Consider the following 26,285-nt stretch of genomic DNA (forward strand, 5'->3'; position numbering starts at 1 on the left):
TTCACCTTCATTTCCCTATGCAAAAATTTTCAAATATAGCATCGAGAATATCCTCTTTAACGCTGTCACCGGTAATCTCACCCAAATATTCCCATGCTTCTCTTATATAAATAGCACTTATTTCCATTGGTAGATTGTTTTCTACAGTAATTTTGGCTTCCTTTAAACTTTCTATTGCTTTGTTTATAGCTTCTATATGTCTCTGAGCTGTAATTATTATACCTTCTTCCAAGGAACCCACTTCATTAACGATTAGTTCGTAAATTTCCTCCCTCAATAATTCTATACCCTCATCTCTCAGTGCGGAAATCTTTACAACTCTTTTCCCCGGTAGATGTTCTTTCACCTTTTTCTCATCTATTTTTTGTCCCAGATCTATTTTGTTAAAGATGATTAGAAGCCTTTTTTCTTTTATATTTTCCATTATTTTGTAATCCTCTTCCTCCAATTCACCGGAAGCATCCACCACAAAAAGCACCAGTTCAGCTCCTTCTACCTTTTCCATTGCCCTCTCCACACCTATTTTTTCTACCGGGTCCTTTGTGTCTCTTATACCCGCTGTATCAATTATTTTAATGGGTATCCCCTTAACATTTATATATTCTTCAATTACATCCCTTGTAGTTCCGGGTATTTCGGTGACAATCGCCCTTTTTTCCATAAGCAGGGAGTTTAGGAGTGAAGATTTTCCTACATTAGGTTTACCAACTATAACCGTTGAGATTCCTTCTCTTAATATCTTCCCGGCACCGGCCTTTTCTTTTAAATAATTCAATCTTTCAATATTGTAAGATATATTTTTAAGAATAATATCCGGTGAAGCTTCAGGTATCTCCTCTTCAGGAAAATCTATATTTGCTTCTACCAATGCAATAACGCTTAACAGGCTGTCCATTATTTCCTTTATTTTCTCCGATATTTTACCCTTTAACTGATCCACCGCCACTTTAAGGGCTTTATCTGTTTTTGCCCTTATTATATCTATTACTGCTTCCGCCTGGGAAAGGTCTATCCTTCCGTTAATAAAGGCTCTTTTTGTGAATTCACCGGGTTGCGCAAGCCTTGCCCCGTTTCTTAGTACCAAATTTAATATTTTTCTCACTGCGGTGAAACCGCCATGAGAGTGAATTTCCACCATATCCTCCGCGGTATAGGAATTGGGGGCTTTAAATTTTACCATCAATACTTCGTCCACCACATATTTTTCCAGATCATCGTATATATTCCCGAGGTACATTGTCCTGGGCTTCATCTCTTCAAAGCTTATCTTGCTTTTTGGGTAAAATAATTTTTTTGCTATATTAAAACTTTCTTCACCGCTAATCCTTATTATGCCTATTCCGCCTTCACCCATCGGCGTCGAAATAGCAGCAATGGTATCCTCTTTCATTTTCAAAAACCCCTTTATTTGTAATATGACCTCATGGTTTATACCATGAGGTCATTTCAAAGATATTATAACCCTTCTATAAGGTTCTTCTCCCTCGCTATGAGTCTTTACGCGTGGATCGTTTTGAAGTGTTTTATGAATTATTTTTCTTTCGTAAGGAGGCATGGGTTCCAATTTAATGCTTCTTTTTGTTTCTCTTACCCTCTTTGCCATTTTAATTGCAAGTTCCACCAGTGCTCTTTCTCTCTTCTCCCTATAATTTTCTACATCTATTATTATTTTTATGTATTCATGCCATCCTTTATTAGCAACTAAATTTACCAGGTACTGAAGAGAATTTAAGGTTTCTCCGTGTTTCCCTATTAATACTCCCAATCCTCTTCCTTTTAAATTTATTTTGAAAAAATCTTCTATTTTTTCCGTCTCCATCTCGGCATACAGGTCTAACCTTATCAATAGTCCCTTTAAAAATTTTACGGCTTTTTCTTCCGGCCTTTCCTTTAATCTGACCCGAACCCTTGCCTGTTTTGATAAAATTCCAAAAAGGCCCCTGCTTCCCTCTTCCAAAACCGTTATTTCCACTTCTTCCCTTTTTGCATCCAATTCCTTCAGGGCACTCTCCACTGCCTCCTCCACCGATTTACCCTGCTTTTCAATTTCTTTCATTACTTTGCCCCCTCTCCTTTAGAGGCTGTCGGTCTAACAATAATTAGCTGCTGGACAATTTGAATTATATTACTTACCACCCAGTAAAGCGCCAGTCCCGACGGAAATTTTAACGCCATCCACCCAATAAAGGCGGACATTACAATATTCATTGTACTTTGCTGCTGGTCTGCTTTTCCCGGCGTAGTCATCTTCGAAGATAAATAGGTAGTCAAAGCGGCGAGTACCGGTAGGATATAGGTTTTATCGGGAGCTCCCAGATTGGTGATCCATAAAAACCCCGTATTTCCGAAATTATAATGCTGTAATAGACTGAACAGTGCTATAATAAACGGGAATTGAATTAACAGGGGAAGACATCCTCCCATTGGGTTATAACCGTGTTTTTTATAAAGGTCCATTAATTCCTTGTTCAATTTCTGGGGGTCATTTTTGTACTTTTCCTGAAGTTTTTTCTGTTCGGGGGCAATTTCCTGCATTTTCTTTAAGGAGTTAAATTGTTGAAAACTAAATGGTAAAAGAATAATCTTAATAATCACCGTAAGAATAATAATAGACAGACCGTAACTTTTCGTATAAATATAAATGAAATCCATTAAACTTTTCATTAAATTTTCCAAAAAGGCCACACAGAGCTCCTCCTTAATTTTTTTTTATTCCACGGGGTCATAACCGCCGGGATTAAACGGGTGGCATCTTAAAATCCTTTTTACCGCCATTACAATTCCTTTTATAACCCCGTATTTATCGATGGAAATCTTGGCATATTCGGAACAGGTGGGATAAAAGCGGCAGGTTCTTGGTTTTAAAGGAGAAATATACTCCTGATAAATTTTGATGAGAAATATTAAAATTTTTTTGCCGGCATCATTCAATCTTTTCATTTTGTTCCACCCATAGTTCCATTTTTTTTAAATTATCAACTACCTGGCTTTCAATTTCCCAGTAATTGTACTTCGTTATTTCACTTTTTGCAGAAATAACTATATCGTAACCGGGTTTTATTTTATTGTAATTTCTCCTTAAGATCTCTCTTAAACGCCTTTTAACCCTGTTTCTCACTACGCTTTTTCCGATTTTTTTACTTACCGAAATTCCAAACCTCGAATATCCAATCCTGTTTTTTTTTGCGTACATGCTAAAAAGAGGGCATACCCTTCGCCTTCCCTTTTTATAAACCAAATTAAATTCAAAATTTTTTGTTAATCTAAGGCGCTTTTCCAAATCCTTTTGCCCTCCGAAAAATCCAGTTTTAGGCCGCATTTATTTTCTTGCGGCCTATGCTGTTAATCTTTTTCTTCCTTTTAACCTTCTTCTTTTAATTACATCTCTTCCGCTCTTCGTCCTCATTCTCTTCCTAAACCCGTGAACCTTTTTTCTGTACCTGTTATTAGGGTTATAAGTAGGTTTCAAAACTTCACCCCCTCGGGATTAAAAAACTATATAGATTATAGCCTAAATATTTTACAATTGTCAAGAAAATAGATTTTTATTGAATAAAAGAGTATATTTTGCTATCATTTTATTAGCCTTCTATGGCTTTATTTTCTTTTTTTATTATCCGAGGAGGTTTCACTTTTATGACCGGAAATCTTTCTGATATTTGGCAACATGTCCTGAAAATTCTCGGGAGTGAATTGAACAACGATGTAACCTACAACACTTTCCTTAAACCCACAAAGCTCGTCTCTTTAAGCGAAGGTATTGCAATAGTAGAGGTCCCCAACGATTTTATAAAAGGTGTTCTGGAAAAACGATACCTAAATTTATTAAAAGATATTCTTACATCCATTCTTAATTCCGATATTTCCCTAACTTTTTCGGTAAGTGAATCTTCTTTAACAGAAAATAATGCGGGGACTCAAATCGAAAAAGAAATCGTTAAAACCTCTGATGACGGTCAATCCAACCTGAATCCCAAATATACCTTTGACACCTTTGTGGTAGGAAATAGCAACCGTTTTGCCCATGCGGCATCCTTAGCCGTAGCTCAATCCCCGGCAAAGGCTTATAATCCCTTTTTTATATACGGCGGGGTGGGGCTCGGAAAAACCCATCTTATGCACGCTATAGGCCATTACATTTTAGAGCATAACCCGTACTGCAAAGTAGTATACGTTTCTTCTGAAAAATTTACAAACGAACTTATTAACTCCATTAGAGACGATAAAAATGTTGAGTTTAGAAATAAATACAGGAATATTGATGTTTTACTAATCGACGACATCCAATTTATTGCGGGCAAAGAAAGGACTCAGGAGGAGTTCTTCCACACCTTTAACGCCCTTTACGAAGCCAATAAGCAAATAATAATTTCCAGCGACAGACCTCCGAAAGAAATACCGACCTTAGAGGAACGCTTAAGGTCCCGTTTTGAATGGGGACTAATCACCGATATTCAACCCCCGGATTTTGAGACGAGGATAGCTATTTTAAGAAAAAAGGCGATAATGGAAAATCTTACCGTACCCGATGAAGTAATCAACTTTATTGCGGAGAAAATCGAAACAAATATCCGAGAGCTGGAGGGAGCCCTTATAAGGATAGTAGCCTACTCTTCCCTGACAAATAAACCCATTGACCTATCCTTAGCCGAGCTGGTATTAAAGGATCTTCTTCCCAATACAAAACAAAAGAACGTTACCATAACGGATATTCTCCATGCAGTAGGTACTCATTTTTCCATAAGAATTGAAGATTTTAAATCCAAAAAGAGAACCAAAGAGCTGGCATACGCAAGGCAGATTGCCATGTACTTAGCCAGAGAATTAACCGATTATTCTCTCCCTAAGATAGGAGAAGAGTTCGGAGGAAGGGACCATACTACGGTTATTCATGCCTGTGATAAAATTTCAAAAGACATGGCAAAAGACAAAGAACTCGCTTCCATATTGGATACTTTGAAAAGAAAAATTATCAACGGTTAATTGTGGAAAATACCTTTACAATTTATGAATACTTTGTGGATTTTTGTGGATAATTTTACAGGTAAGTCTCTTTATGTTAATTATTAATAATAAGTTATACTCCATATCCACAAGTTATTAAATCTTAAAAAACCTTATTTAAAAGTTATTCACAATATTTATCCACATATCCACAGCACTTACTACTACTCCTACTATAGATAAATCCCTCTATGAAAAATAAATAAATTAGTATAAGTGAGGGAGTGGATAAAATGATTTTTTCCATAGAAAAAGATAAAATCACATACATTTTGAGTACCGTAGAGAAATTTGTCCCAAATAAAACCACTATCCCCATACTTTCAGGCATAAAATTTACTGCAAAAAATAACAACCTGATCCTTACGGCCACGGATTTGGACATGGGTATAGAGACATCGCTTAGTGCAGAAATTATTGAAGAGGGTAGTGCTGTTTTACCCTCTAAGGTGTTTTTAGAGATAATGAGAAAACTTCCAAAGGGAAACATATTTTTTAACAAAAAAGAAGATAAAATAACGGTGGAAGCGGGAGAGATAAAATTATCATTACCCTGCTTTGAACCCTACGATTTTCCGGAAATAATTCCTGAAAAATCCTTTCCTCTTTTGCGAATTTCCAATGATATATTTAAAAAAATGGTTAAACAGACAATTTTTGCAGCGGCTGAAGAATCTCTCTCAAGACCTGTTCTCACCGGAGAGCTCCTGGAAGTTAAAGATGGAAGGTTTAATATAGTGGCTTTGGATGGTTTTCGCATTGCCTGGAGATGGGAAGATGCAGACGCGAAAGACTTCAGTATAATAGTTCCCGGGAGAACTTTATCCGAATTTTCCAAAATAGATTTTGAGGATGAGGATAAAGAATTTGAATTACATTATTCCGACAACCGTGTTATTTTTAAATCAAAGGCGATAACCATAACTTCAAGGGTTTTAGAGGGGAAATTTATTGATTACAGGGAAATTGTAAAGGTTGAACCAAAGGTTAAGGTGATGTCAAGTACCGATGAGCTTTTGGAAAGCATAGAAAGGGCTTATGTCTTTGCAAAAGAGGGCAGTAAAAACAATGTGGTAAAACTGGATATCAAAAAGGATGTAATAACTGTAAGTTCCGAGTCGGAAGCGGGGATTTTCACAGAAAACGTAAAATGTAAAACATCGGGGGAGGATTTACTGGTAGCTTTTAATGCGAAATTTTTAATCGATGCTTTAAAATCCATAGAATATCCTGAAATTTCTATGGATTTCGGTGGAGAGGTAAATCCGCTGATAATTAAGCCCTTGAATGTGGAAAATCATATAAACTTTCTACTTCCCATACGCTTGAGGAGTGAAGGTTAAATTATGGATGTAATAATAAAAACGGACTGGATTAAACTGGATTCATTTTTAAAATGGGCAAATATAGTGTCCACCGGAGGACAGGCAAAGATTTTGATACATGAAGGCAAAGTCAGGGTAAACGGAGAAGTAGAAACGAAAAGGTCGAGAAAAATTTACCCGGGGGACGAAGTGGAGGTTGAAGGGATAAAGTATACGGTAAAAGGCGGGAGTGAATGATTTGAAAATAGTAGAACTCCGTCTTTGTAATTTCAGGAATTTTAAAGAACAGCAATTTTTTTTTGGAGATATCAATGTAATTTTCGGGAAAAATGCCCAGGGAAAGACAAATATACTGGAAGCCATTTATTACCTGTGCAATTTCAGGCCTGTAAAGACAACTAAGGAAATAGAGATTATAAATTTCGACAGCGATTTTTCTTACATAAAGGGAATTTTCGAGGACAATGGAGACTTAATAGACAGGGAAATTTATTTAACCAGGGATGGTACAAAAAAAATAAAGGAAATGGGCTTTGAGATAAAGAAGGTAAAGGATATATCCAACAGGATAAGGACAATTTTTTTTTCACCCGACAATCTTTCTCTGGTAAAAGGAAGCCCATCCGTCCGTAGGAGGTTTTTTGACTCATTAATTTCCGAAATTAAACCGGCTTATTACAATTACTTAAAAGATTATTTCAGGGTATTAATGCAAAAAAATAAACTGATTAAAAATAAAGATGCAAAGTTTTTTTACAATAGAGAACTTATAGAGGTATTCAATGATAAGATTATAGATTTTTCTTCAGTAATTGTTAAAATGAGATTGGCATTTTTAAAAAAATTTATACCCTTTGTTAACGAATTTTACGCAGATTTTTCCGGAAATGATACATTAATTGACTTAAAGTACAATTCCCCTATTGCCGAGGTAGGGGAATTTTCGATAGATGAAATAAAATTAAAGATGAAAGAAGAGATAAAGAGAGGGTATCAGGGCCCTCATACGGATGATTATATATTTTTGTCGGGCGGCAGAGAAGTAAAAAGGTATGGTTCCCAGGGAGAGATTAGGACTCTGGTTTTAAGCATGATTTTCAGCAGGGGGAAAATTATATATGAATATGCGGGTAAAATGCCTATAATTTTGCTGGACGACGTGCTTTATGAATTAGATTATAATCGGAGGCAAAATTTATTGAAGAACGATTACGGTCAATTGTTTATAACGGCAACCGATATAAAAAACCTTCCCGGCGAAATTTTAAAAAGGGCATCTCTCATTGGTCTTCCCAAGGAAGGATGATTTGATGGAAAAAATAAGCGATGTATTAAAAAAAAGGTATAAAGTTTTAGATGTTAATTTAAAACTGACCGAGGCAATAATAAGAATTTACTACAAAGATATAGTCGGTCATGAAATTTATAAAATTTCGGAACCTATTGCCTTAAAAGGGAAGACCCTGTTTCTGGGAGTAAAAAATTCCGTTTGGGCTCATCATCTTTTATATTTTAAAGAGGAAATAATAAAAAAGATAAACAGCAGATTTAGTAAAAGGGTGGTAAGGGATCTAAGATTTGTGGTTTCCTGGGAAGAAAAAAACAGAGAGGAAGAAAAATATAATGAATTTAACGAGGAACTTTACATTCCGCTCGATTTAACTAATGTAAACCTTCCCGATGAAAAAACTGCGTGGATCGATAGGGTATGTGCTGATATAGACGATGAGGTATTGAAGGAAAAACTGAAAGAGATTATGAAAAAAGATGTGATTTTTAAAATGCAAAAGAGGTGAGTTTTTTGTTTATCCATATAGGTAAGAATACGGTGATAAAAAGCAGGGATGTAATAGCAATTTTGGACAGCAGTACGGCTAAGTCTGCGGCTACATCGGAGTTTTTACAGATAGCAAAGGAGGAAGGTTTTGTAAAAAGTGAAGAAAAAGAGGGTAAGTCCATAATAATAACGGAAAAGAATATATATTTTTCACCTATATCTTCCATTACCCTGTTAAAAAGGGCTAATATTCTGTTTGATTTAAATGATTACATTGTTTGATACGGGGGTTTTAAAATGGACAAAAAACTGGTTTACGATGAAACAAAAATTGAAGTACTGGAAGGGCTGGAACATGTAAGGTTAAGGCCGAGCATGTATATTGGTTCTACCGACATAAAAGGGCTTCACCATCTGGTTTTCGAGGTGGTGGATAACAGTGTGGATGAAGCTTTAGCGGGTTACTGCAAAAATATAGAGGTTGTAATAAGAAAGGATGGAGCAATTAGTGTTGATGATGACGGAAGGGGAATTCCGGTAAATATCCATCCGAAAGTAGGTAAACCTGCATTGGAAGTGGCTTTAACGCGGCTCTACGCCGGGGGTAAATTTGGAGCCGGCGGCTATAAGGTTTCAGGTGGGCTTCACGGAGTGGGAGTATCCGTTGTTAACGCCCTATCGGAATGGCTTGAGGTGGAAGTAAAATGGGACGGCTTTTTGTACAGACAAAAATACGAAAGGGGTAAACCCGTTACCGAAGTTGAAAAAATTAAGGAAGTGACCGGTACGGGTACCAAGGTCACATTCCTTCCGGATAAGGAAATTTTCGAAGAAACTAACTTCAATTTTGATATCCTCGCTCAGCGTCTGAGGGAACAGGCTTTTTTAACGAAAGGCCTTAAAATAGTTTTAAGGGATGAACGCACTAATAAAGAACAGGTTTACCATTACGAGGGAGGAATAGTATCCTTTGTAAAGTATTTAAACAGGAATAAGGATGTACTGCACGAAGAGCCGATTTTTATGAGTGCCGGTAAAAAAGACGAATGGGAAGTAGAGGTAGCAATTCAGTACAACGATTCCTACACCGAAAACGTATTGAGCTTTGCCAACAATATTAACACCTTAGAGGGAGGCACTCATTTAATTGGATTTAAAACCGCATTAACCAGGGTAATAAACGATTATGCAAGAAAAATTAATCTCTTAAAAGAACAGGATCAGAATCTGTCCGGAGACGATATAAGGGAAGGTTTAACGGCGGTAATAAGCGTTAAATTGAGAAACCCCCAGTTTGAGGGACAAACCAAAACGAAGCTGGGGAATAGCGATATGAGAAGCATTGTCGACCAGGTGGTAAGCGAAGGGATGTCAAAATTTTTAGAAGAAAACCCCTCCATAGCAAGGACGATTGTAGAAAAAGCAATAAGTGCGGCAAGAGCAAGGGAAGCTGCAAGAAAAGCGAGAGAGCTGGTAAGAAGAAAGAACGCTCTGGATAAAACCACCCTCCCCGGAAAACTTGCGGACTGCAGCGAAAAAGACCCAAAGTTATGCGAATTGTATTTGGTGGAAGGAGATTCGGCAGGAGGTTCGGCGAAACAGGGGAGGGATCCAAAGTTTCAGGCTATACTTCCCCTGAGGGGTAAAATATTAAATGTGGAAAAGGCAAGACTGGACAAAGTTCTTTCCAATGAAGAAATTCGGGCAATGATTATGGCACTGGGTACGGGAATTGGAGATGATTTCGATATCGATAAATTGAGATATCATAAAATTATACTTATGGCCGATGCGGATGTGGACGGTGCTCATATCAGGACCCTGCTTTTGACGTTCTTTTACAGGTTTATGCGCCCCCTTATCGAAGCGGGTAAGGTTTACATTGCTCAGCCGCCCCTATATAAGATTTCTAAGGGGAAGGAAACGCATTACGCTTACAGCGATGAAGAATTAAAAGCAATTCTGGAAAAGATGAAGGACAAGGATAAGGTTGAGATAAAGAGGTTCAAAGGTCTCGGTGAAATGAATGCGGACCAGCTCTGGGAAACCACCATGAATCCGAAGACGAGAACAATTTTGAAAGTAAATTTAGAGGACGCCATTGAAGCGGATGAGATATTTACGATTTTGATGGGGGAAAAGGTAGAACCGAGGAAACAGTTTATATTTGAACATGCTCAAGAGGTAAGGAATCTTGATGTCTAAAATAGAACGGGGGTTTTATAATGGCTGAAACTTACGGAAAAGTAATGCCTGTGGCTATAGAAGAAGAAATGAAAAAGTCTTATATAGATTATGCTATGAGCGTAATTGTGGGAAGGGCTTTGCCTGATGTTAGGGATGGGTTAAAACCAATACACCGGCGAATCCTGTACGCTATGAGCGAACTTAACCTGACTCCCGACAGGCCTCACAGAAAATCAGCGACAATTGTGGGAGATGTGATGGGAAAATATCATCCCCACGGAGATGCGGCAATTTACGATGCAATGGTGCGAATGGCCCAGGATTTTTCCATCAGGTACCCATTAATAGACGGGCACGGAAACTTCGGCTCGGTGGATGGAGATCCGCCGGCGGCCATGAGGTACACCGAAGCCAGGCTTTCGAAAATTGCCTTAGAGATGCTATCCGATATAGATAAGGATACGGTGGATTTTATTCCCAACTTTGATGAAACCTTAAAGGAACCCAAGGTTTTACCATCCCGCTTTCCCAATCTACTCGTAAACGGTTCATCAGGAATTGCGGTGGGAATGGCAACCAATATTCCCCCCCACAATCTTTCGGAGGTTATAGACGGCACTATCATGATGATTGAAAATAAGGACGTTACTCCGGAAGAGCTGATGAAAGTAATAAAAGGCCCGGATTTCCCAACGGGGGGAATTATCGTCGGAACTGAAGGAATAAAAGAGATGTACACCTCGGGAAGAGGATCAATTGTCATAAGGGCAAAAGCAAAGATTGAGGTGGAACACGGAAGGGAAAAAATTATAATAAACGAAATTCCTTATATGGTTAACAAAGCAAAACTTATTGAAAAAATAGCGGAACTGGTGAGGGATAAGCACATAGAAGGGATTACCGATATAAGGGATGAAAGCGATAGAAACGGCATCAGAGTAGTAATTGAAATAAGAAAGGACTCCAGCGCTAAGGTGATATTGAATAAATTATACAAACATACCCAGATGCAGGTCACCTTTGGTGCAATAATGCTGGCACTGGTTGACAACAGGCCAATGGTCCTAAATTTAAGGGATATAATATATTACTATCTCGAGCACCAGAAGGATGTTATTGTCCGCCGTACAAAATACGAATTGGCGAAAGCCCGGGAAAGGGTACATATCCTTGAAGGTTTGAGGATAGCCCTTGCAAATTTAGATGAAGTGATTTCGCTTATCAGAAAATCAAAGGATGTTCCAACCGCTAAGGAAGGTTTAATAAAAAAGTTTAACCTTACCGATAAACAGGCTCAGGTAATTCTCGATATGAGGCTGCAGAGGTTGACAGCCCTTGAAAGGCAAAAAATTGAGGAGGAATACAAAGAATTACTGCAGAAGATTGAATACTACGAAAAAGTGCTTTCCGATGAGAAAATGGTCCTGGGGATAATAAAAGAAGAGCTTTTGGCAATAAAAGAAAAATTCAAGGATGAGAGAAGGACGGCAATAGTGGAAGATATTGAAGAAATAAGCGAAGAAGACCTGATTGCCCAGGAAGACGTGGTAATCACCATGACTCATTTCGGGTATGTAAAGAGAATGCCCCTGTCCGGTTATAAGAGCCAGAGAAGGGGCGGTAAAGGGGTAAATGGAATCACCACCAGGGAAGAAGACTTTGTAGAAAAAATCTTCGTTGCATCCACACACCATGTGCTCCTTTTCTTTACAAACTTAGGAAATGTGTACAGGTTAAAAGCCCACGAAGTTCCGGAAACCAGCAGAACCGCAAAAGGAACGGCCATTGTAAATTTAATTAATTTAAAACCGGGAGAAAAAATCACAGCCGTTATCCCTATTAAAGATTTCGATGAAGCAAATTACATTGTAATGGTCACTAAAAACGGTCTTATAAAAAAGACCCTTCTTTCGGAATTTAAGGCCATGAGGAAGACGGGAATTATCGCGATTAATTTGAATCCCGAAGATGAATTAATAGGAGTTAACCTGGCCAATGATGAAAATGAAGTAATTCTGGCTACATTAAAAGGACTGAGCATCAGGTTTAAGGTGAAGGACGTTTCACCCTTAGGAAGGTCTGCTAAGGGTGTAAAAGCCATGTCCCTTCAGAAAGACGACAGAATAGTTGCCTTTGACATGGTCGTTGATGACAGGGATGTGTTTATTATAACCGAAAAGGGATTTGGAAAACGCACTCCCATTAGCGAATACCGGCTGCAATCAAGGGGTGGAAAGGGAATCATAACGCAAAAAATTACCGAGAAAACGGGATACGTGGTTTCATTAAGGACCGTATCCCATAAAGACGATATAATAATTTCTACGGCTAACGGCATGATGATAAGATTAAAGGTGGAAGGAATACCCGTGACGGGTAGAAACACCAGGGGAGTGACTTTGATTAAACTGGAGGAGGAGGATTCGGTTTCGGCGGTGGCGGTGGTGAGCGAGGAAGAAGAATAGGAATAAAGGGGAATGGGTAATGTTTAAAGAAGATGCTCCTTTAATGAATCTTTTAAAGGAGTACGTAAAAAAAGACCCCGTAAGATTTCACATGCCCGGACATAAAGGTAAGTTTATATTTTCCCTCCAGAAATTGCTTTCCGGGAATTTATATAAATTTGATGTAACGGAAATCCCTGGTTTTGACAATTTGCATCAACCGGAAGGGATTTTAAAACAATCCCAGAGAAATTTGGCATCTTTGTATGGTGCCAGGAGTTCTTTTTACTTGGTAAACGGGGCCACCTCCGGGATAATTGCAGCTATGGCTTCCTTCTTGAAAGAAGGGGATAGGGTATTAGTTCCCAGGAATTCCCACAGGTCTGTTTTAAACGGCATTATTCTTACGAAATCAGAACCCGTTTACTTGATTCCCGGGGTGGATACCGAACTGGGTATATGCCTTGATGTTCCGGAGGAAAAATGGGTTTCGGCCATTGAAGATGGTAAAAATATTAAAGCATTGCTGGTGACAAATCCGAATTACAACGGGATATGCCCGGATATCGAAAAAATAATAAAAACTGCCCGAAAAATGAAAATCAAAACAATAGTAGATGAAGCTCACGGACCTCATTTTAAATTTTCAAAAAAACTTCCCCCGTCGGGTTTGGATTATAAAGCGGAAATTACCGTTCAAAGTCCGCATAAAATGCTATTATCGCTCACTCAGAGCGCCTGGCTTCATTTTAACGGCTCCGGGAAGGAAGAGGAGGTAATAAGGGAAAACCTCTCCCTTATTACCTCCACGAGCCCCTCTTACATTTTGATTGCTTCCCTGGAACTGGCCGTAATTTTTTTAAGAAAATTCGGAGCAAAATTTGTGGAAAAAGGGGTAGAACTTGCAGAATTGGCAAGGAGGGGGATAAACCGGTTTACACCCTTTTACTGTCCCGGTGTGGATTACGCTAAGAGCAAAGGTTTTTTCTACGATGTTTCCCGATTAATAGTTAACACTTCTTCTTCGGGCTATAGCGGATTATATGTAGAAAAAATTTTAAGAAAGCAATATAATATTTTTACAGAGTATGCGGATTTGAATAATATATACCTTCTAATCACAGGAGCTAATTCAAAAAAGGAAGTTTTAAACATTATAAAGGCTTTATCCACTTTCAGGAAAAAGAAAGGCAAAATTTTCCCGGTGGGAATTTTAAAAAAGCTCCCCGAAAGGATTTTGTTACCCTATGAGGTATTTTTAAGGGATTTTGAATATATACCCTTAAAAAATTCCCCTGGGAGAATATGCAGAAACCCGGTGATACCCTATCCGCCGGGAATTCCGGTTTTAAACCCGGGGGAGCTGATTACTAAGGAACATGTGGAATTATTGGAAGAGCTCGTGGCAAATAATTATATCTGTCAGGGTATAAAAAATAATTGTATTGCGGTGGTGGAAAATGGGTAAACAGGTCAGAAAAGGGAAATTCATTACAATTGAAGGAATCGACGGTGCCGGCAAAACCACTCAGGTGGAGAAATTGTGTGAGTACATCAAGAATAAGGGTAAAAGGGTTATTCGGGCCAGAGAGCCCGGAGGAACAGCCCTTGGAGAGCAGTTAAGGAAGGTGCTCCTGGACCCGGACAGCAATCCGGTTTCAACGGCTGAAGCCCTTATATACGCTGCATCCAGAGCACAAATATTAGAAAAATTGGTTATTCCCGCAATAAAAGAAGGATTTTTTGTAGTATGCGATAGATTTGTGGATTCCAGTTTGGCATACCAGGGTTTTGCCCGGGGCCTTGGCTTTAACAGAATCCTTCAGCTAAACAAATGGGTTTTAAACGGCTACTGGCCGGATATCACCTTTGTACTGGATGTAGATCCGGAAATAGCTCTAAAAAGGCTTACCCGGGGTAAGGATAGGCTGGAAAGAGAATCTTTAGAATTCCACATCAAGGTAAGGGAAGGTTTTTTAAAGCTGAAGGATGAATTCCCTGAAAGAATCAGGATAATAGATGCTTCAAAAAGCAAAGATGAAATCTTTAAAGACATTGTAATGGAGCTGGAAAGGTCTGGGATTTTCAATTAATTAAAGGAGGGCCATTTATGAAATTGATTATGGCCGTGGTCGATGACAATGACAGCATCAGGGTAGTGGAGGAGCTTACCAAGAAAAACATCGGAGTAACCAGGCTTGCAAGCACCGGAGGTTTTTTAAAAAGAGGTAATACCACCCTATTGATTGGTTTGGAGGAAGATAAATTAAAAGAAGTTTTGGACTTGCTGGAAAGGATCTGTAAACCGAGAAAACACGTGGTAACCATATTTCCAGGGGTTCCAGGAGAAACCTTTGCTCCCTATCCCGTGGAGGTTACTGTAGGAGGGGCTATAGTTTTTGTTTTGAACGTGGAGAGGTTTGAAAAAATATGATAAGGGTAAACAGGATGTCTGAAGAATTGGGCTTGAATACAATTAAGGTGGAGAAAAAAAAGAGCGCTGAAAAAGAATTCGGCGAGTACCTGAAGAAAAGCAGGGAAACCTATTCGAAAGAAGAACTAAATTTAATGTTCAAAGCTTTAGATGAACAATCGAAAAAACTTGTAAAAAATCAGACGTTGGAGGATTTCAAAAAATACAGAGAATTACTAAAAAATTTTATAAAAAAATGCTTGGATATGGGACTGGATATCTTCGAAGAAAAAAATTTTTCCCGATTTGGTCGGCAGAAGGTTTTGACAGCGATAAAAATTATTGATGAAAAGGTGATGGAATTGGCACAGCAATTTTTATCCGAGCACAGGGATGCCATAAAAATTCTTTCTCTTTTAGATGAAATAAGGGGGCTTATCGTTGACCTGTACACGTGATTTATTTCACGCCTATATATTGGTTGGGCCTGTAAAAGAAACTAAAAGAGAGGCTATAAATATTGCAAAGATTGCCAACTGCCTGCAAAGAAACGGGGACTTTTGCAATACCTGCAAAAACTGTAAAAAAATTGACAGAGGTGTGTTTGCTGACCTCCGGGAAGTAAAACCCGAAGGTTCTTCTGTAAAAATAGAGAATATAAGGGAAATAATTTTCGATTCCTATTTAACTCCCGTGGAAGGGAGAAAAAAGATTTACATCGTATACGATGCGGACAAAATGACCTTAGAAGCTCAAAACAGCCTCCTGAAAACCCTGGAAGAGCCGCCCTCCGAAAGTATATTTTTACTTCTTTCCCAGAATATAAAAAACTTAATACCTACGGTTGTTTCCAGGTGCAGTGTTATCGAAAAGATAAAACCTTATGAAAAATGCGATATTAGCCAGGAATGGGCGGAAAAACTAATCTATTTGGTAAAAGAAAGGTCGTTTTCCTTGGAAAAAATCGATATATATAATCAAATATGCGCATATGAAGACAAGGAAACGCTTTTGGAATTTCTTTTAACACTGTATAGAGACATGCTGGTGGCAAAGACTAATAGTAAAGTTAAATTTATAAATGAAAATTACCGTAATTTAATAATAAACCTTTCCGATTTATACAGCTTCGGTGAACTAATCGGAATAATAGACAGGATAAATAAAACCATGGAATATATAAAGTCAAGGGGTAATGAAAACTTAGGTTTTTTCAATTTGCTCCTTGCCCTGTGGAGGTAGAAATATGGTAAGGGTGGTAGGCATTAGATTCAAAAAGGCCGGGAAAATATACTATTTTAACCCCGGTGAAATACCTTTGAACATTGGGGATAAGGTTATTGTAGAAACGGCAAGGGGTCTTGAGTACGGCGAGGTGGTTATAGGACCAAAAGAAGTGCCGGAGGAAAGCCTGGTATCGCCTTTAAAGGACGTTATAAGAAAGGCTACCTTAGAGGACGACAGGATTTTTGAAGAAAACAGGGAAAAAGCAAGGGAAGCCGAAATTATAGCCGAAAAGAAAATCCTGGAGCACGGCCTTATTATGAAATTGGTGGATGTGGAGTATACCTTTGACCGATCAAAATTGATATTTTATTTTACAGCGGATGGAAGGGTGGATTTTAGAGAACTGGTAAAGGATTTAGCAGCTATATTTAAGACCCGAATTGAACTGAGACAAATAGGGGTAAGGGATGAAGCAAAGATGGTGGGCGGCTTGGGGCCGTGTGGAAGGGTAATATGCTGTCATACGTTCCTGGGGGAGTTTGACCCGGTATCAATTAAAATGGCCAAACAGCAAAACCTTTCGCTTAACCCCGGGAAGATATCGGGTCTATGCGGCAGGCTAATGTGCTGTTTAAAATACGAGTGCGTAAATTATCAACAGGAAGGAGTCGAGGAAAATTCCTTTGAAAAGGAAAAATTCGAACTGGGTAACGAAGTGCTAACTCCCTTAGGTGAAGGTATAATAACGAGCATCAACGAGCAAAAGGGAATAATTGAGGTGGAATTAAAGGATACAAAAGAAATAAAGGAATTTCCTAAGGAGGAAGTAGTAAAAAATGATGTTGAAATAGGTGAATAAAACATATATTATTAAATAAAATCTAAAAATTACCCTGAAAGGGGGAATAAGGATGTTTTACCCGTATTTTTTAGGATACGATCCCACGTGGATAATATTATTGCCCGCTTTAATCCTTGCTTTTTATGCCCAAGCTAAGGTCTCCGCAACTTTCGAAAGGTATTTGAGGATACCGGCCCGGATAGGTCTTACCGGTGCTGATGTGGCGAGAGAAATTTTAAGGAGAAACGGAATATACGATGTTTCCGTGGAGATGACAAGGGGCAGACTTTCCGATTATTACGATCCGAGGAATAAAGTGCTAAGGCTTTCCCCTGAGGTTTACGGCGGGCGTTCCCTGGCAGCTCTGGGTGTTGCAGCTCATGAATGCGGTCACGCCATCCAGCACAGTGAAGGATACGCGCCGTTGGCCTTGAGAAACTCCATAGTGCCCCTTGCTAATATAGGTTCGCAGATGGCTTTTCCGCTTTTCTTTATCGGGTTATTGATGAATGTTAATTCCCTTTTAACCATCGGGATATTGCTTTTTTCCCTTGCGGTGCTGTTTCAACTTTTTACCCTTCCGGTAGAATATAATGCCAGCGGCAGGGCTGTTGCGGTACTGGAAGGACAGGGATTTATAGCCCCGGATGAGACTTACGCAGTTAAAAAGGTGCTAAACGCAGCAGCACTGACCTATGTGGCTGCCACACTTATGGCGGTTATGCAGCTTTTAAGACTTCTTGCCATAGCAGGTTTTTTCAATCGGGACGACAGGTAAGGGTAATATTTTACCCTTATTTTTTTTAAATCTTTTTATTGGAAGGGATTAACAATGCGGGTTATTAAAAAAATAAAATTATTTGTGAGTATATTCACTATTATTTCTTTAATGACGTTAACCTCATGTGCCCGGCAGACTTTGATAAAATTTGAAGATGGCTACGGCAGCGTTATGCAGGAAATACCTGGGCTAAAAGAAAATATACCCTATTATCCGGTGAGCTCTGCCCTGGACGACGAGGGAAATATTTATATACTGGATCAGATTTCTACCGCCGGGAGCGTCTTTGTTTTTGATAAAAATTACAACTTTAAAGAAAAATTTGCTCCCCTTGGCGGAATAGAGCAGGAAAATGTGGACATTGCGGTGGATAAAGAGGGTGCCGTATATGTTGCTGATCTGGGAATGGGAGAAATAATAAAGTACAAAAATGAACGGGAAGTGAAAAGAATTAAACCCGATGATGGCTTTTTCCCCAGGGCTATTGCGGTAAATTCAAAAAATGAACTTATAGTTTTAAGTTATGATAAGGTATATGTATTTAATTCGGAAGGAGAGATTTTGAGAAAGTTTGGCGAAAGCGGAAGGGGAAAGGGGCAATTCATGACTTATGGCTCCGAATTTTATATAGGCCCCTTAGGAATTGCTGTGGATGAAAAGGACAATATCTACGTTGCCGATACTTTAAACAAAAGGCTGCAGCAGTTTACACCGGATGGTGCGTTTACAAAGGATTATCCTTTAGAAGATGAACCCCAGGATGTGGCGGTGAATGAAGAGGGAATCTTTGCTCTGCTAAAAAATAAAATAGTAAAAATTGATTTTAAAAAGGGCAATGTAAAGGAATTTTATAAACTGGCAGACAATAATGAGGAATTTTCTTTTTCAAGCCTTTTCGGCAAAAAGGACAAACTCATCATATGCTTACCCGATGATAAAGGAGTAGTATTTTTCGAAAAAGGAAAAGAAGTAAGGGCAATAAAAAATAATGACAAAGAAATTTTCCTTTTCCCCCATCACGTTCATGGGGATAAAGAACATATTATAGTTGTAAGCGGGAATTTTTACGAAAAGACCGGAAAAGTTCAGGTTTTTAAAAAGGGTGGTAGTTTTTTATATAATCTGTCTTTACCCGGAGAAGATTTTATTAAACCGGTGGATGCGGTAATTGTAAAAGATAAAATTTACGTTCTTGACTTAGACAGGGTCCATATTTTTGATAAGAATGGAAATTATATAAAAAGCTTCGGAGAACGGGGAGAAGATGAAGGTAAACTCGGGGTGTTTGATAATTACGGAGATTTAATGGGGCCAATGGATATTGCCGCGGGTGAAGATAATAATCTCTACATTGCCGATACCTTTAATGACAGGATAAATATATATGACGCAAATGGCAAGTTTTTAAGACAGATAGAAATACAGGAGCCGAAAGAAATAACTTTCGATGAAAAAGGCAATATGTACGTGCTTAAAAACGGTATTTTCTCCCTGGTGAAATGGGATGGGATGAGTTTTAAAGAGGTGTTGAATGATAGGTTTAAAGAACTTTTTTATGAAGACGAGAGAAATCCGGAAGATTCCGGAATTCAAGGAATTGCAGTAAAAAATGGGAGAATATATTTATCCAATACGGGAAATCACAAAATTGAAGTATTTGACCTAAAAGGCATCTATATAGAGAGCATAGGGGGGTTTGGATTTGAGAAAGGAAGGTTTAATACCCCCAAGGGCATTTTTATAGATAATGAGGATAATTTAATAGTTGCCGATAGTGGCAATCACAGGTTAATATTATTAAAAAAAGGGAGGTAAGTTTTATGGATTTCGGGAAAGTGATTACCGCAGCGGTGACTCCTTTCGACGACGAACTAAAGGTAGACTACGATGCTTTCCAAAAACTGATCGATTACCTCATAGAAAACGGCAGCGATTCTATTGTGGTTTCCGGAACTACGGGGGAATCCCCCACCTTAACCGACGAGGAAAAGTTGAAGCTTTACAGGGCGGCGGTGGAGGTTTCGGGGCAGAGAGCAAAGATAATCGCGGGAACGGGCTCTAACAATACGGAAAAAAGCATTGAACTTTCGATTAAGGCTCAGGAGTTAGGGGTGGATGGGCTTTTACTGGTAGCCCCATATTACAACAAACCCACCCAGGAAGGACTCTACAGGCATTTCAAGATGATCGCGGAAAGCGTAAAAATACCGTGTATGCTTTATAATGTGCCCGGGAGGACATCGGTCAATATTGAACCGGAAACGGTGGCAAGGTTATCGGAAGTTAAAAACATAGTTGCTCTTAAAGATGCCGGAGGAAACCTGGATAAAACAAGCCTTACTAAAATACTCGCTCCAAAGATAGATATTTATAGCGGAGACGACAGCATGACACTGCCGATGCTTTCCATAGGTGCAAAAGGGGTCGTGAGCGTAGCTTCTCATATTGCGGGTAAAGAGATAAAGGAAATGATTGAAAGCTTCGAAAGAGGAGAACTGAAAAAAGCCTTAGACTTACACTTAAAGCTTTTTGATTTATTCAAAACATTATTTATTATCACAAATCCCATTCCCGTAAAGGAAGCACTGAACCAAATGGGAATAAAGGTAGGAGGATTAAGGCCGCCTCTTTGTGAAGCCGACGAGAAAACTAAAAGGGCAGTAAGCGAATGCTTAAAGGCATTGAATAAAATATAAAATAACCCCTGTGAGGGGGTTTTTATTTTTGGGTTAAGAAAATGTCATACGCTAAAAATTTTATCTATATCTTCCTTTTCAAAACGGTAAGATTTCCTGCAGTAATTGCATATAAGTTCTACCGTTCCCTGGGATCTTAATATGTCATCCACCTCATTTTTACCGAGGCTTAAAAGAATCCTTTCGATTTTTTCTTTTGAACAGCTGCAATGGTAATTCAGCACATGTTTTGCTGTAAAGGTTATTTCAAAATCCTTCAGCAAATTCTTCAATATGTCTTCGGGTGAAAGCTTATCTTCTATCAATTGAGTTACCGGTTTTGTGCTTTTTAGCTGTTCCTCTATAGAGGCTACGGCTTTTTCCTCTGCCCGGGGCAAAAGCTGAATAATAAATCCTCCAGAAGCTTTTATACTACCGTCGGTATCCACCAGAACACCCAGTGCAACGCTGGAGGGTATTTGTTCGGATTTGTCAAAATAATAGGTCAGGTCTTCCGCAATTTCCCCTGAAACTAAGGGTACCTGCCCCACATAGGGTTCTTTTAATCCTAAGTCCTTTACGACGGTCAGGGTGCCCGTGCTACCTACTATTCCCGCCACATCAAGTTTGCCTTTTTGATTTAACGGAATATTGGCACCGGGGTTTCCTATAAATCCCTTCACATTGCCTTTAGAATCGGCATGGGCTACGATTATTCCCGCACTGCCCCCTCCATCAACCCGGAGGGTCACCGTGTCCTTTTCACCCTTCAGCATAAGACCCATCAATGCTGATGCGGTAAGAAGGCGACCAAAGGCTGCGGAGGCGGTGGGAAGGGTATCGTGGATAAGCCTTGCTTTTTCGACCAGGTTTGTTGTACGTCCGCAGAAAGCAAGGATGCCAGCTTTTTCATCTATGGCTCTTACAACGTAATCCATATTCCATCCTCCTTTGATGTAGCACATAAAATTATTTTGTAACAAAATACAAATAAAATCAACAAAAAAGCACCGGTAAATTTACCCGTGTTTAAAATTTCTTTCACTCAATTTCATCCGTGTTTTCCCACCTCTTCTATAACCGCTCTAATGTTTTCTAACTTCAAAAAAAATCCATGATTTTATGCCTTCTTCATAATATTTTTAAATGGCGTTGGTCATAATTGCAAGGATGATTATACCAATAAATAAAATTAAGATATAATATTATAAGGGTATAAAAAAGAGTGTAAGCGGGAGGAAAAATAATGGAACAAAAAAAGGGCAGGCTGTTTTTATGCCCTACCCCCATAGGAAACCTGGAAGATATCACCTTAAGGGTTTTAAAGATATTAAAAGAGGTGGAAGTTATAGCAGCTGAAGACACCCGGGTTACAAGAAAGCTGATGAACCATTACGGCATAAAAAAGCCCTTGATTTCCTACCACGAACACAATAAAACTAAAAAAGGTGAAGAAATAATAAAATTACTGCTGGAAGGCCGGGATGTAGCTCTGGTTTCGGACGCGGGGACACCGGGTATTTCCGACCCGGGAGAGGAGCTTGTTAAAGCAGCTATAGGAGAAAATATAAAAGTTGTTCCTCTACCCGGTCCATCAGCCTTTGTTACGGCATTAATAGCTTCGGGCTTTTCTACCAGAAGATTTGCTTTTGAAGGTTTTCTTCCTAAAAAAGATAAAGAGAGGGAAAAAATACTTAACAATCTTTTAAATGAAAATAGAACCGTAATTTTTTACGAGTCGCCTCACAGGATAGTTAAATTTTTGGAAGAACTTAAAGAAAAAATGGGAAATCGGAGGGTTGTCATTGCCAGGGAGCTGACCAAAATCCATGAGGAGTTTTTCCGGGGGACGGTAGAAGAAGCTCTATTAAAATTTAATGCGGAAGAACCGAGGGGAGAATTTGTCATTATTATCGAAGGGGTTTCAAAAGAAGAGACAGACGATATTTCTCTTGAAAATGTGAAGGAAAAGGCACTGGAAAAGGTAAGGGAATATTTAAAAGGCGGGATGACAAAGAGCCAGGCGGTAAAAAAGGTTTCGAAAGAGCTTAATATATCGAAAAACGAGCTTTACAGCGATATCCACAAGGGGATAACTTAAAAATTAAAAAGGCAGGTAGTTTTCCTTCCTGCCAGAATTTTTCTTAAGGGTTAGTGATTTCGCTTATACATTTTTTGCAAATATTTTTTCCCTTGAAATTTACCACTTCTTCAGCGTCAGCGTTTCCGCAAAAGATGCAGCCGGGTTCATATTTTCTTAAAATTATTTTGTCGCCATCCACATATATTTCAAGAGGGTCTTTTTCGGAAATGTTTAATACCCTCCTCAATTCTATAGGGATGACTACTCTTCCCAGCTCGTCAACTTTTCGGACGACCCCCGTCGATTTCACAAATTTCGCCCCCTTTCGACAAATTTTTCTTAACAAGAAGATACCATTTATGTAAAAAAAAGTCAATATTTGTTTATTTTTACACAAGGTTTAAGGCAGTTTAGAAAGGATGACACCATGGAAAGGATAAGCGAGGATTTTAAGGAAAAAATCAAAAAAACCGCCGAAATGCTGAAAAACAGGGGATTAAAAAAGCCCGGTGGGGAAGCTGTTAGAAAGCTCATAAAAGATAATCATGTGGGAGAATTTTTAAAGGCAGAAAGGCTTGGGGAAAAGGATTTGGACAAAATTAAATTGGAAGGCGGGATAGCCGGAGTTGATGGCTCAATAAATAGTATCGGGGGTGTTTATCCTTATATAATTTTTATAAAAAGGGCTCTCGGCATTTCTTCTGAGAAAAGCCGGGAGGAAATTGAGCTTTCGGAAGTGGATTCCCCTTTGCTTATGGAGGAACAAATTAAAGAAGAAGATTACAGGGCATTGCAGAAAAAACGGCTTGCCGAGCTGGAAGCGGAGGCGGCAAGGCAGGTTTTAACAAAGTTTCGCCCGAAGGTGCTTTTTTTGGATGGGTCCTTAGTCAGGTTTAAAATCGAAGCAAAAAGTTGTTTTGATCAAATAAAGGATATAGCGTTAAAAAACGATGTCGTAATAGCAGGGCTGGTAGAGGGTATTTCAACCTCTGTAATCAGCGGATCTATTAATAAGGGGCTTCCTCTGGAATTCAGGTATGCTGCGGACTGGGAAATATTAATGGGAGCGATGGATGAGGGTGAATACTTAGAAATAAAATCCGGACTTTTTAAAGAAGGTTTCAGGACGCTTTTTATGAGGAGCTCTAATGATCCAAAACCGATAGGAGTGGATATTCTGGAAGAACAAAAGGATTATACCCGCTTTATAGCCAACCTTGTTTACACTTTGACTCCCGAAAACGGCAGAGGAATCCCCCTCTGGATGGATATCGTGGATAAAAAGGTAAAAATTACCGATTCTTTTATGGAGGCTGTGATTAATGGTTTTTTAGGAGAGGATTTTCTTGAAATCATTACACCTAAGAGGGAAAAGAGAAATCCTTAGTTAAGAAGGGAGAAGGAAAAAATGAACGTGGTGGGTCTTACAACCTCCCATGAGGTTTATATAGCTTCAAAGGAGCGAAAGTTCAGAATAAATGAATTAATACTTATTGAGGATCCCAATCAAGGCCCGGTAATAGGTGAGGTATCGGAAACCTTTTCTTATAACAGGTACATCCCTTTTTCTTTGAATCACGATTTTTTTGATGTTAAGGTAGTGGAATCCTTAAAAAGGCTGGGTTACAGCATAGATGAAGAAGAAATAAATGTGGCAAAGGTTAAGTTAATGACCGAAACCACTTATCCCATTGTAACAGGCTCTAAGGCAAGGATACCCGACTTTCTTGAGGTTAAAGATATACTTGTAAGGGGAAGTAAGGAGGATGGCCTTGTCATAGGCGAAATAAAACATACCGAGGAAACAGCACAAACAATGGAAGAAGAGTTAAAGGGACTATTTTATATATTGAACAAAGGAAAAACTGAAAAAACAAAAAGCGTGCCTTTTATATTAGACCTCAGGTCCTTTCAGCAATATCCCCATATCGGCATTTTCGGGGGTTCCGGCTCGGGAAAATCCTTTGGTATGAGGGTAATAATGGAAGAATTGATGAAAAAAGGAATCCCTTCTATCATACTGGATCCCCATTACGAAATGGATTTTTCCACCTCTTCAGATATCGGGGAAAGGCCGGATTTTAGCGATTGCTACCAGAAATTCCAGATCGGTGAGGACATTGGTGTAGAATTTTCGGCATTGACCACAAGAGACCTCCTGGATCTTTTATCCGCCGTTAAACCTTTGACGGAGGCGATGTCCAGTGCTATAGAAATCCTCTTTAAAAGGGGAGATAGCTACGCCAGTTTTTCCTCAAGGGTTGAAGATCTATGCGAAGCTTTAGAGATGGGCAAGGCAAAGCTGGATAAAATGCTCGCATTGGAAGGAATAAAAGAAATCGAAAAAGAAAAATACAGGCGCTTAAGGGAGCTGGTAGAAGAGTATTCCAATATTCCCCTTCCCTCCGTTCAGGGTATTTCCTGGAGGTTGAAAAGACTTTATTACTCGGGGATTTTCAGCCATGATATAAACCCGGTAATAAGAGCGTTAAAGTCTGGTAAACTTTCGGTAATACAGGGACCCATTTGGCTTTTACAGGTGTTTGCAACTTACATTCTTTCAAGTTTGTACAGAAAAAGAAGGGATTACAAGGATGGAGAACTAAGAGGAGAAAAAAACTTTGAATATTTTCCGCCCTTTGTCGTCGCCACGGATGAAGCCCATAATTTTGCCCCCAAAGGTTATGATGCCCCCAGCAAGGGCATAATAAAAGAAATAGCGCAGGAAGGGAGAAAATACGGGGTATTCCTGGTATTAGCCACACAAAGGCCTACCCTTTTAGATGAAACCGTTACCGCTCAGCTAAATACCAAAATAATATTCAGGACGGTAAGGGGCAATGACATAAGCACCTTGATGGAGGAGACGGATTTGAGCTCCGAGGAAGCAAAAAGGCTTCCCTATCTTCCCTCAGGGGATGCCTTTGTCTCCACTCCGCTATTCGGCAGGACGATCGCAATAAGGGTAAGGTATCCTTACTCCATGAGCCCTCATTTGAAAAATCCGTTTGACGAGCTAATAGAAAAAAACACTCAGGAGCTGGAAGAATATTATGAACTAATTAAAAAGGAATTGCCAATATATGAATCAAATCTTTTGAGGGTTGCGAAAAATATAAGTTCACAAAATTCAAAGGTTGTAATGGAAGTTAATGCTTTAAAAAATCTTTTAGAAGAAATGGTTAAAAAGGGGAAAATAAAAAAAGAGATATCTCCCCTCGGCTGTTTCTACACTGAAGCTTGACAGGGTGCGGAAAAACTGGTATATAATAGATAAACTCCATAAGACTTCAATGAAGGGTTGAGTAGGCAAAAATAAAGGCCAAAGAGAGCCGGGTGAGGTGAAAGCCGGTGCCTGCTTTTTGCCGAACATGGACCCGGAGAAACCTTTGCCGAAGTATTTTCAGGTAAAGGCGGGTAAAAGCCCGATAAAGCTAAAAGGCCGAAAAGGCGAATTAGGGTGGTACCGCGGGTTACCCTCGCCCCTTTGTGGATGGGCGGGGGTTTTTTAATTTTAAGATTTATGAA

General features: G+C 39.0%; 28 protein-coding genes and 1 other annotated feature. Of the genes, 20 read left to right on the top strand and 8 right to left on the bottom strand.

Translation table 11 applies throughout. The features are described from left to right. Window positions 1–7 precede the first annotated feature (7 nt). The 6 genes from mnmE to rpmH are packed head-to-tail and all read right to left on the bottom strand — an operon-like array spanning window position 8 to window position 3,469. On the bottom strand, window positions 8–1,390 hold the full coding sequence (gene mnmE / locus ATZ99_RS02670; protein WP_068747701.1) for a tRNA uridine-5-carboxymethylaminomethyl(34) synthesis GTPase MnmE: 1,383 nt from the start codon (window positions 1,388–1,390) through the stop codon (window positions 8–10). A 51-nt stretch (window positions 1,391–1,441) separates the two neighbouring features. Continuing rightward, window positions 1,442–2,056, bottom strand: a complete 615-nt coding sequence (gene jag / locus ATZ99_RS02675) for an RNA-binding cell elongation regulator Jag/EloR (RefSeq protein WP_068747702.1) — start codon at window positions 2,054–2,056, stop codon at window positions 1,442–1,444. Further along, window positions 2,056–2,685 carry a YidC/Oxa1 family membrane protein insertase gene (locus ATZ99_RS02680; RefSeq protein WP_068747703.1) on the bottom strand — a complete coding sequence of 210 codons (630 nt, stop codon included), beginning with the start codon at window positions 2,683–2,685 and terminating at the stop codon, window positions 2,056–2,058. The genes jag and ATZ99_RS02680 overlap by 1 nt, the downstream gene beginning before the upstream one ends. A gap of 24 nt (window positions 2,686–2,709) precedes the next feature. Next, window positions 2,710–2,940 carry a membrane protein insertion efficiency factor YidD gene (yidD, locus tag ATZ99_RS02685; RefSeq protein WP_068747704.1) on the bottom strand — a complete coding sequence of 77 codons (231 nt, stop codon included), beginning with the start codon at window positions 2,938–2,940 and terminating at the stop codon, window positions 2,710–2,712. Continuing rightward, complete coding sequence (gene rnpA / locus ATZ99_RS02690; RefSeq protein WP_068747705.1) at window positions 2,924–3,280, bottom strand: ribonuclease P protein component; 357 nt, start codon at window positions 3,278–3,280, stop codon at window positions 2,924–2,926. Before rnpA ends, yidD begins: the two co-directional genes overlap by 17 nt. Window positions 3,281–3,334: 54 nt before the next feature. Further along, the gene (rpmH, locus tag ATZ99_RS02695; protein ID WP_068747706.1) at window positions 3,335–3,469 is read right to left on the bottom strand and encodes a 50S ribosomal protein L34; all 135 of its coding nucleotides are present in this window, start codon (window positions 3,467–3,469) and stop codon (window positions 3,335–3,337) included. A 167-nt stretch (window positions 3,470–3,636) separates the two neighbouring features. Here rpmH and dnaA point away from each other — a divergent pair, with 167 nt between their 5' ends. From dnaA to dapA, 17 genes are all read left to right on the top strand, one after another. Next, complete coding sequence (dnaA, locus tag ATZ99_RS02700; RefSeq protein ID WP_068747707.1) at window positions 3,637–4,983, top strand: chromosomal replication initiator protein DnaA; 1,347 nt, start codon at window positions 3,637–3,639, stop codon at window positions 4,981–4,983. A gap of 254 nt (window positions 4,984–5,237) precedes the next feature. Then, a complete protein-coding gene (gene dnaN, locus ATZ99_RS02705) occupies window positions 5,238–6,347 on the top strand; it encodes a DNA polymerase III subunit beta (RefSeq protein ID WP_068747708.1) in 1,110 nt (369 codons plus the stop codon). Window positions 6,348–6,350: 3 nt separating this feature from the next. Next, window positions 6,351–6,566 carry a S4 domain-containing protein YaaA gene (gene yaaA / locus ATZ99_RS02710; protein ID WP_068747709.1) on the top strand — a complete coding sequence of 72 codons (216 nt, stop codon included), beginning with the start codon at window positions 6,351–6,353 and terminating at the stop codon, window positions 6,564–6,566. 1 nt (window position 6,567) lies between these two features. Next, window positions 6,568–7,635, top strand: a complete 1,068-nt coding sequence (gene recF / locus ATZ99_RS02715; RefSeq protein ID WP_068747710.1) for a DNA replication/repair protein RecF — start codon at window positions 6,568–6,570, stop codon at window positions 7,633–7,635. Window positions 7,636–7,639: 4 nt separating this feature from the next. Beyond that, a complete protein-coding gene (locus ATZ99_RS02720; protein ID WP_068747711.1) occupies window positions 7,640–8,125 on the top strand; it encodes a DciA family protein in 486 nt (161 codons plus the stop codon). Between the two features lie 5 nt (window positions 8,126–8,130). Continuing rightward, entirely contained in the window at window positions 8,131–8,388 is a 258-nt protein-coding gene (gene remB, locus ATZ99_RS02725; RefSeq protein WP_068747712.1) for an extracellular matrix regulator RemB, read from the top strand. A 15-nt stretch (window positions 8,389–8,403) separates the two neighbouring features. Further along, window positions 8,404–10,311 (top strand): DNA topoisomerase (ATP-hydrolyzing) subunit B, encoded by a 1,908-nt coding sequence (gene gyrB / locus ATZ99_RS02730; RefSeq protein WP_068747713.1) that lies wholly within the window; start codon window positions 8,404–8,406, stop codon window positions 10,309–10,311. A gap of 20 nt (window positions 10,312–10,331) precedes the next feature. Next, window positions 10,332–12,758: a DNA gyrase subunit A gene (gene gyrA / locus ATZ99_RS02735; RefSeq protein WP_068747714.1), complete on the top strand. Its 2,427-nt coding sequence runs from the start codon at window positions 10,332–10,334 to the stop codon at window positions 12,756–12,758. A gap of 19 nt (window positions 12,759–12,777) precedes the next feature. Continuing rightward, entirely contained in the window at window positions 12,778–14,205 is a 1,428-nt protein-coding gene (locus ATZ99_RS02740; RefSeq protein WP_068747715.1) for an aminotransferase class I/II-fold pyridoxal phosphate-dependent enzyme, read from the top strand. Next, the gene (gene tmk / locus ATZ99_RS02745; RefSeq protein ID WP_068747716.1) at window positions 14,198–14,830 is read left to right on the top strand and encodes a dTMP kinase; all 633 of its coding nucleotides are present in this window, start codon (window positions 14,198–14,200) and stop codon (window positions 14,828–14,830) included. Before ATZ99_RS02740 ends, tmk begins: the two co-directional genes overlap by 8 nt. A 17-nt stretch (window positions 14,831–14,847) precedes the next feature. After that, window positions 14,848–15,171 carry a cyclic-di-AMP receptor gene (locus ATZ99_RS02750; RefSeq protein ID WP_068747717.1) on the top strand — a complete coding sequence of 108 codons (324 nt, stop codon included), beginning with the start codon at window positions 14,848–14,850 and terminating at the stop codon, window positions 15,169–15,171. Next, the gene (locus ATZ99_RS02755; RefSeq protein ID WP_068747718.1) at window positions 15,168–15,608 is read left to right on the top strand and encodes a YaaR family protein; all 441 of its coding nucleotides are present in this window, start codon (window positions 15,168–15,170) and stop codon (window positions 15,606–15,608) included. Before ATZ99_RS02750 ends, ATZ99_RS02755 begins: the two co-directional genes overlap by 4 nt. After that, a complete protein-coding gene (locus ATZ99_RS02760) occupies window positions 15,592–16,392 on the top strand; it encodes a DNA polymerase III subunit (RefSeq protein WP_068747719.1) in 801 nt (266 codons plus the stop codon). The genes ATZ99_RS02755 and ATZ99_RS02760 overlap by 17 nt, the downstream gene beginning before the upstream one ends. A 4-nt stretch (window positions 16,393–16,396) precedes the next feature. Then, complete coding sequence (locus ATZ99_RS02765) at window positions 16,397–17,236, top strand: PSP1 domain-containing protein (protein ID WP_068747720.1); 840 nt, start codon at window positions 16,397–16,399, stop codon at window positions 17,234–17,236. 52 nt (window positions 17,237–17,288) lie between these two features. Further along, window positions 17,289–17,996: a zinc metallopeptidase gene (locus ATZ99_RS02770; RefSeq protein WP_068747721.1), complete on the top strand. Its 708-nt coding sequence runs from the start codon at window positions 17,289–17,291 to the stop codon at window positions 17,994–17,996. Between the two features lie 54 nt (window positions 17,997–18,050). Further along, window positions 18,051–19,814 (top strand): NHL repeat-containing protein, encoded by a 1,764-nt coding sequence (locus ATZ99_RS02775; protein WP_068747722.1) that lies wholly within the window; start codon window positions 18,051–18,053, stop codon window positions 19,812–19,814. A 5-nt stretch (window positions 19,815–19,819) separates the two neighbouring features. Further along, a complete protein-coding gene (gene dapA / locus ATZ99_RS02780) occupies window positions 19,820–20,695 on the top strand; it encodes a 4-hydroxy-tetrahydrodipicolinate synthase (RefSeq protein ID WP_068747723.1) in 876 nt (291 codons plus the stop codon). 44 nt (window positions 20,696–20,739) lie between these two features. Here the strand turns inward: dapA and hslO are convergent, their stop codons facing one another. Then, window positions 20,740–21,612, bottom strand: coding sequence for an Hsp33 family molecular chaperone HslO (hslO, locus tag ATZ99_RS02785; RefSeq protein ID WP_068747724.1), 873 nt, complete (start codon window positions 21,610–21,612; stop codon window positions 20,740–20,742). A gap of 308 nt (window positions 21,613–21,920) precedes the next feature. Between hslO and rsmI the strand changes: the two genes are divergently transcribed. Beyond that, complete coding sequence (gene rsmI, locus ATZ99_RS02790) at window positions 21,921–22,775, top strand: 16S rRNA (cytidine(1402)-2'-O)-methyltransferase (protein ID WP_068747725.1); 855 nt, start codon at window positions 21,921–21,923, stop codon at window positions 22,773–22,775. 43 nt (window positions 22,776–22,818) lie between these two features. Here rsmI and ATZ99_RS02795 read toward each other — a convergent pair whose 3' ends face one another. Then, window positions 22,819–23,067 carry an AbrB/MazE/SpoVT family DNA-binding domain-containing protein gene (locus tag ATZ99_RS02795; RefSeq protein WP_068747726.1) on the bottom strand — a complete coding sequence of 83 codons (249 nt, stop codon included), beginning with the start codon at window positions 23,065–23,067 and terminating at the stop codon, window positions 22,819–22,821. Between the two features lie 117 nt (window positions 23,068–23,184). On the opposite strand from ATZ99_RS02795, the gene ATZ99_RS02800 reads away from it, so the two are divergent. After that, complete coding sequence (locus ATZ99_RS02800) at window positions 23,185–24,144, top strand: DNA double-strand break repair nuclease NurA (RefSeq protein WP_068747727.1); 960 nt, start codon at window positions 23,185–23,187, stop codon at window positions 24,142–24,144. Between the two features lie 21 nt (window positions 24,145–24,165). Further along, complete coding sequence (locus ATZ99_RS02805) at window positions 24,166–26,001, top strand: ATP-binding protein (protein ID WP_068747728.1); 1,836 nt, start codon at window positions 24,166–24,168, stop codon at window positions 25,999–26,001. 40 nt (window positions 26,002–26,041) lie between these two features. Continuing rightward, window positions 26,042–26,247: a binding site (T-box leader), on the top strand. Window positions 26,248–26,285: the final 38 nt, after the last annotated feature.

It is taken from the genome of Thermovenabulum gondwanense, assembly GCF_001601575.1.
In the GTDB taxonomy this organism is placed as follows: Bacteria; Bacillota; Thermosediminibacteria; order Thermosediminibacterales; family Thermosediminibacteraceae; genus Thermovenabulum; species Thermovenabulum gondwanense.

Coding starts and splice junctions, on each gene's coding strand:
- mnmE (WP_068747701.1), bottom strand. CDS start 1,390: ATGAAAGAGGATACCATTGCTGCTATTTCGACGCCGATGGGTGAAGGC.
- jag (WP_068747702.1), bottom strand. CDS start 2,056: ATGAAAGAAATTGAAAAGCAGGGTAAATCGGTGGAGGAGGCAGTGGAG.
- yidD (WP_068747704.1), bottom strand. CDS start 2,940: ATGAAAAGATTGAATGATGCCGGCAAAAAAATTTTAATATTTCTCATC.
- dnaA (WP_068747707.1), top strand. CDS start 3,637: ATGACCGGAAATCTTTCTGATATTTGGCAACATGTCCTGAAAATTCTC.
- dnaN (WP_068747708.1), top strand. CDS start 5,238: ATGATTTTTTCCATAGAAAAAGATAAAATCACATACATTTTGAGTACC.
- yaaA (WP_068747709.1), top strand. CDS start 6,351: ATGGATGTAATAATAAAAACGGACTGGATTAAACTGGATTCATTTTTA.
- ATZ99_RS02720 (WP_068747711.1), top strand. CDS start 7,640: ATGGAAAAAATAAGCGATGTATTAAAAAAAAGGTATAAAGTTTTAGAT.
- gyrB (WP_068747713.1), top strand. CDS start 8,404: ATGGACAAAAAACTGGTTTACGATGAAACAAAAATTGAAGTACTGGAA.
- gyrA (WP_068747714.1), top strand. CDS start 10,332: ATGGCTGAAACTTACGGAAAAGTAATGCCTGTGGCTATAGAAGAAGAA.
- ATZ99_RS02740 (WP_068747715.1), top strand. CDS start 12,778: ATGTTTAAAGAAGATGCTCCTTTAATGAATCTTTTAAAGGAGTACGTA.
- tmk (WP_068747716.1), top strand. CDS start 14,198: ATGGGTAAACAGGTCAGAAAAGGGAAATTCATTACAATTGAAGGAATC.
- ATZ99_RS02750 (WP_068747717.1), top strand. CDS start 14,848: ATGAAATTGATTATGGCCGTGGTCGATGACAATGACAGCATCAGGGTA.
- ATZ99_RS02755 (WP_068747718.1), top strand. CDS start 15,168: ATGATAAGGGTAAACAGGATGTCTGAAGAATTGGGCTTGAATACAATT.
- ATZ99_RS02765 (WP_068747720.1), top strand. CDS start 16,397: ATGGTAAGGGTGGTAGGCATTAGATTCAAAAAGGCCGGGAAAATATAC.
- ATZ99_RS02770 (WP_068747721.1), top strand. CDS start 17,289: ATGTTTTACCCGTATTTTTTAGGATACGATCCCACGTGGATAATATTA.
- ATZ99_RS02775 (WP_068747722.1), top strand. CDS start 18,051: ATGCGGGTTATTAAAAAAATAAAATTATTTGTGAGTATATTCACTATT.
- dapA (WP_068747723.1), top strand. CDS start 19,820: ATGGATTTCGGGAAAGTGATTACCGCAGCGGTGACTCCTTTCGACGAC.
- hslO (WP_068747724.1), bottom strand. CDS start 21,612: ATGGATTACGTTGTAAGAGCCATAGATGAAAAAGCTGGCATCCTTGCT.
- rsmI (WP_068747725.1), top strand. CDS start 21,921: ATGGAACAAAAAAAGGGCAGGCTGTTTTTATGCCCTACCCCCATAGGA.
- ATZ99_RS02800 (WP_068747727.1), top strand. CDS start 23,185: ATGGAAAGGATAAGCGAGGATTTTAAGGAAAAAATCAAAAAAACCGCC.
- ATZ99_RS02805 (WP_068747728.1), top strand. CDS start 24,166: ATGAACGTGGTGGGTCTTACAACCTCCCATGAGGTTTATATAGCTTCA.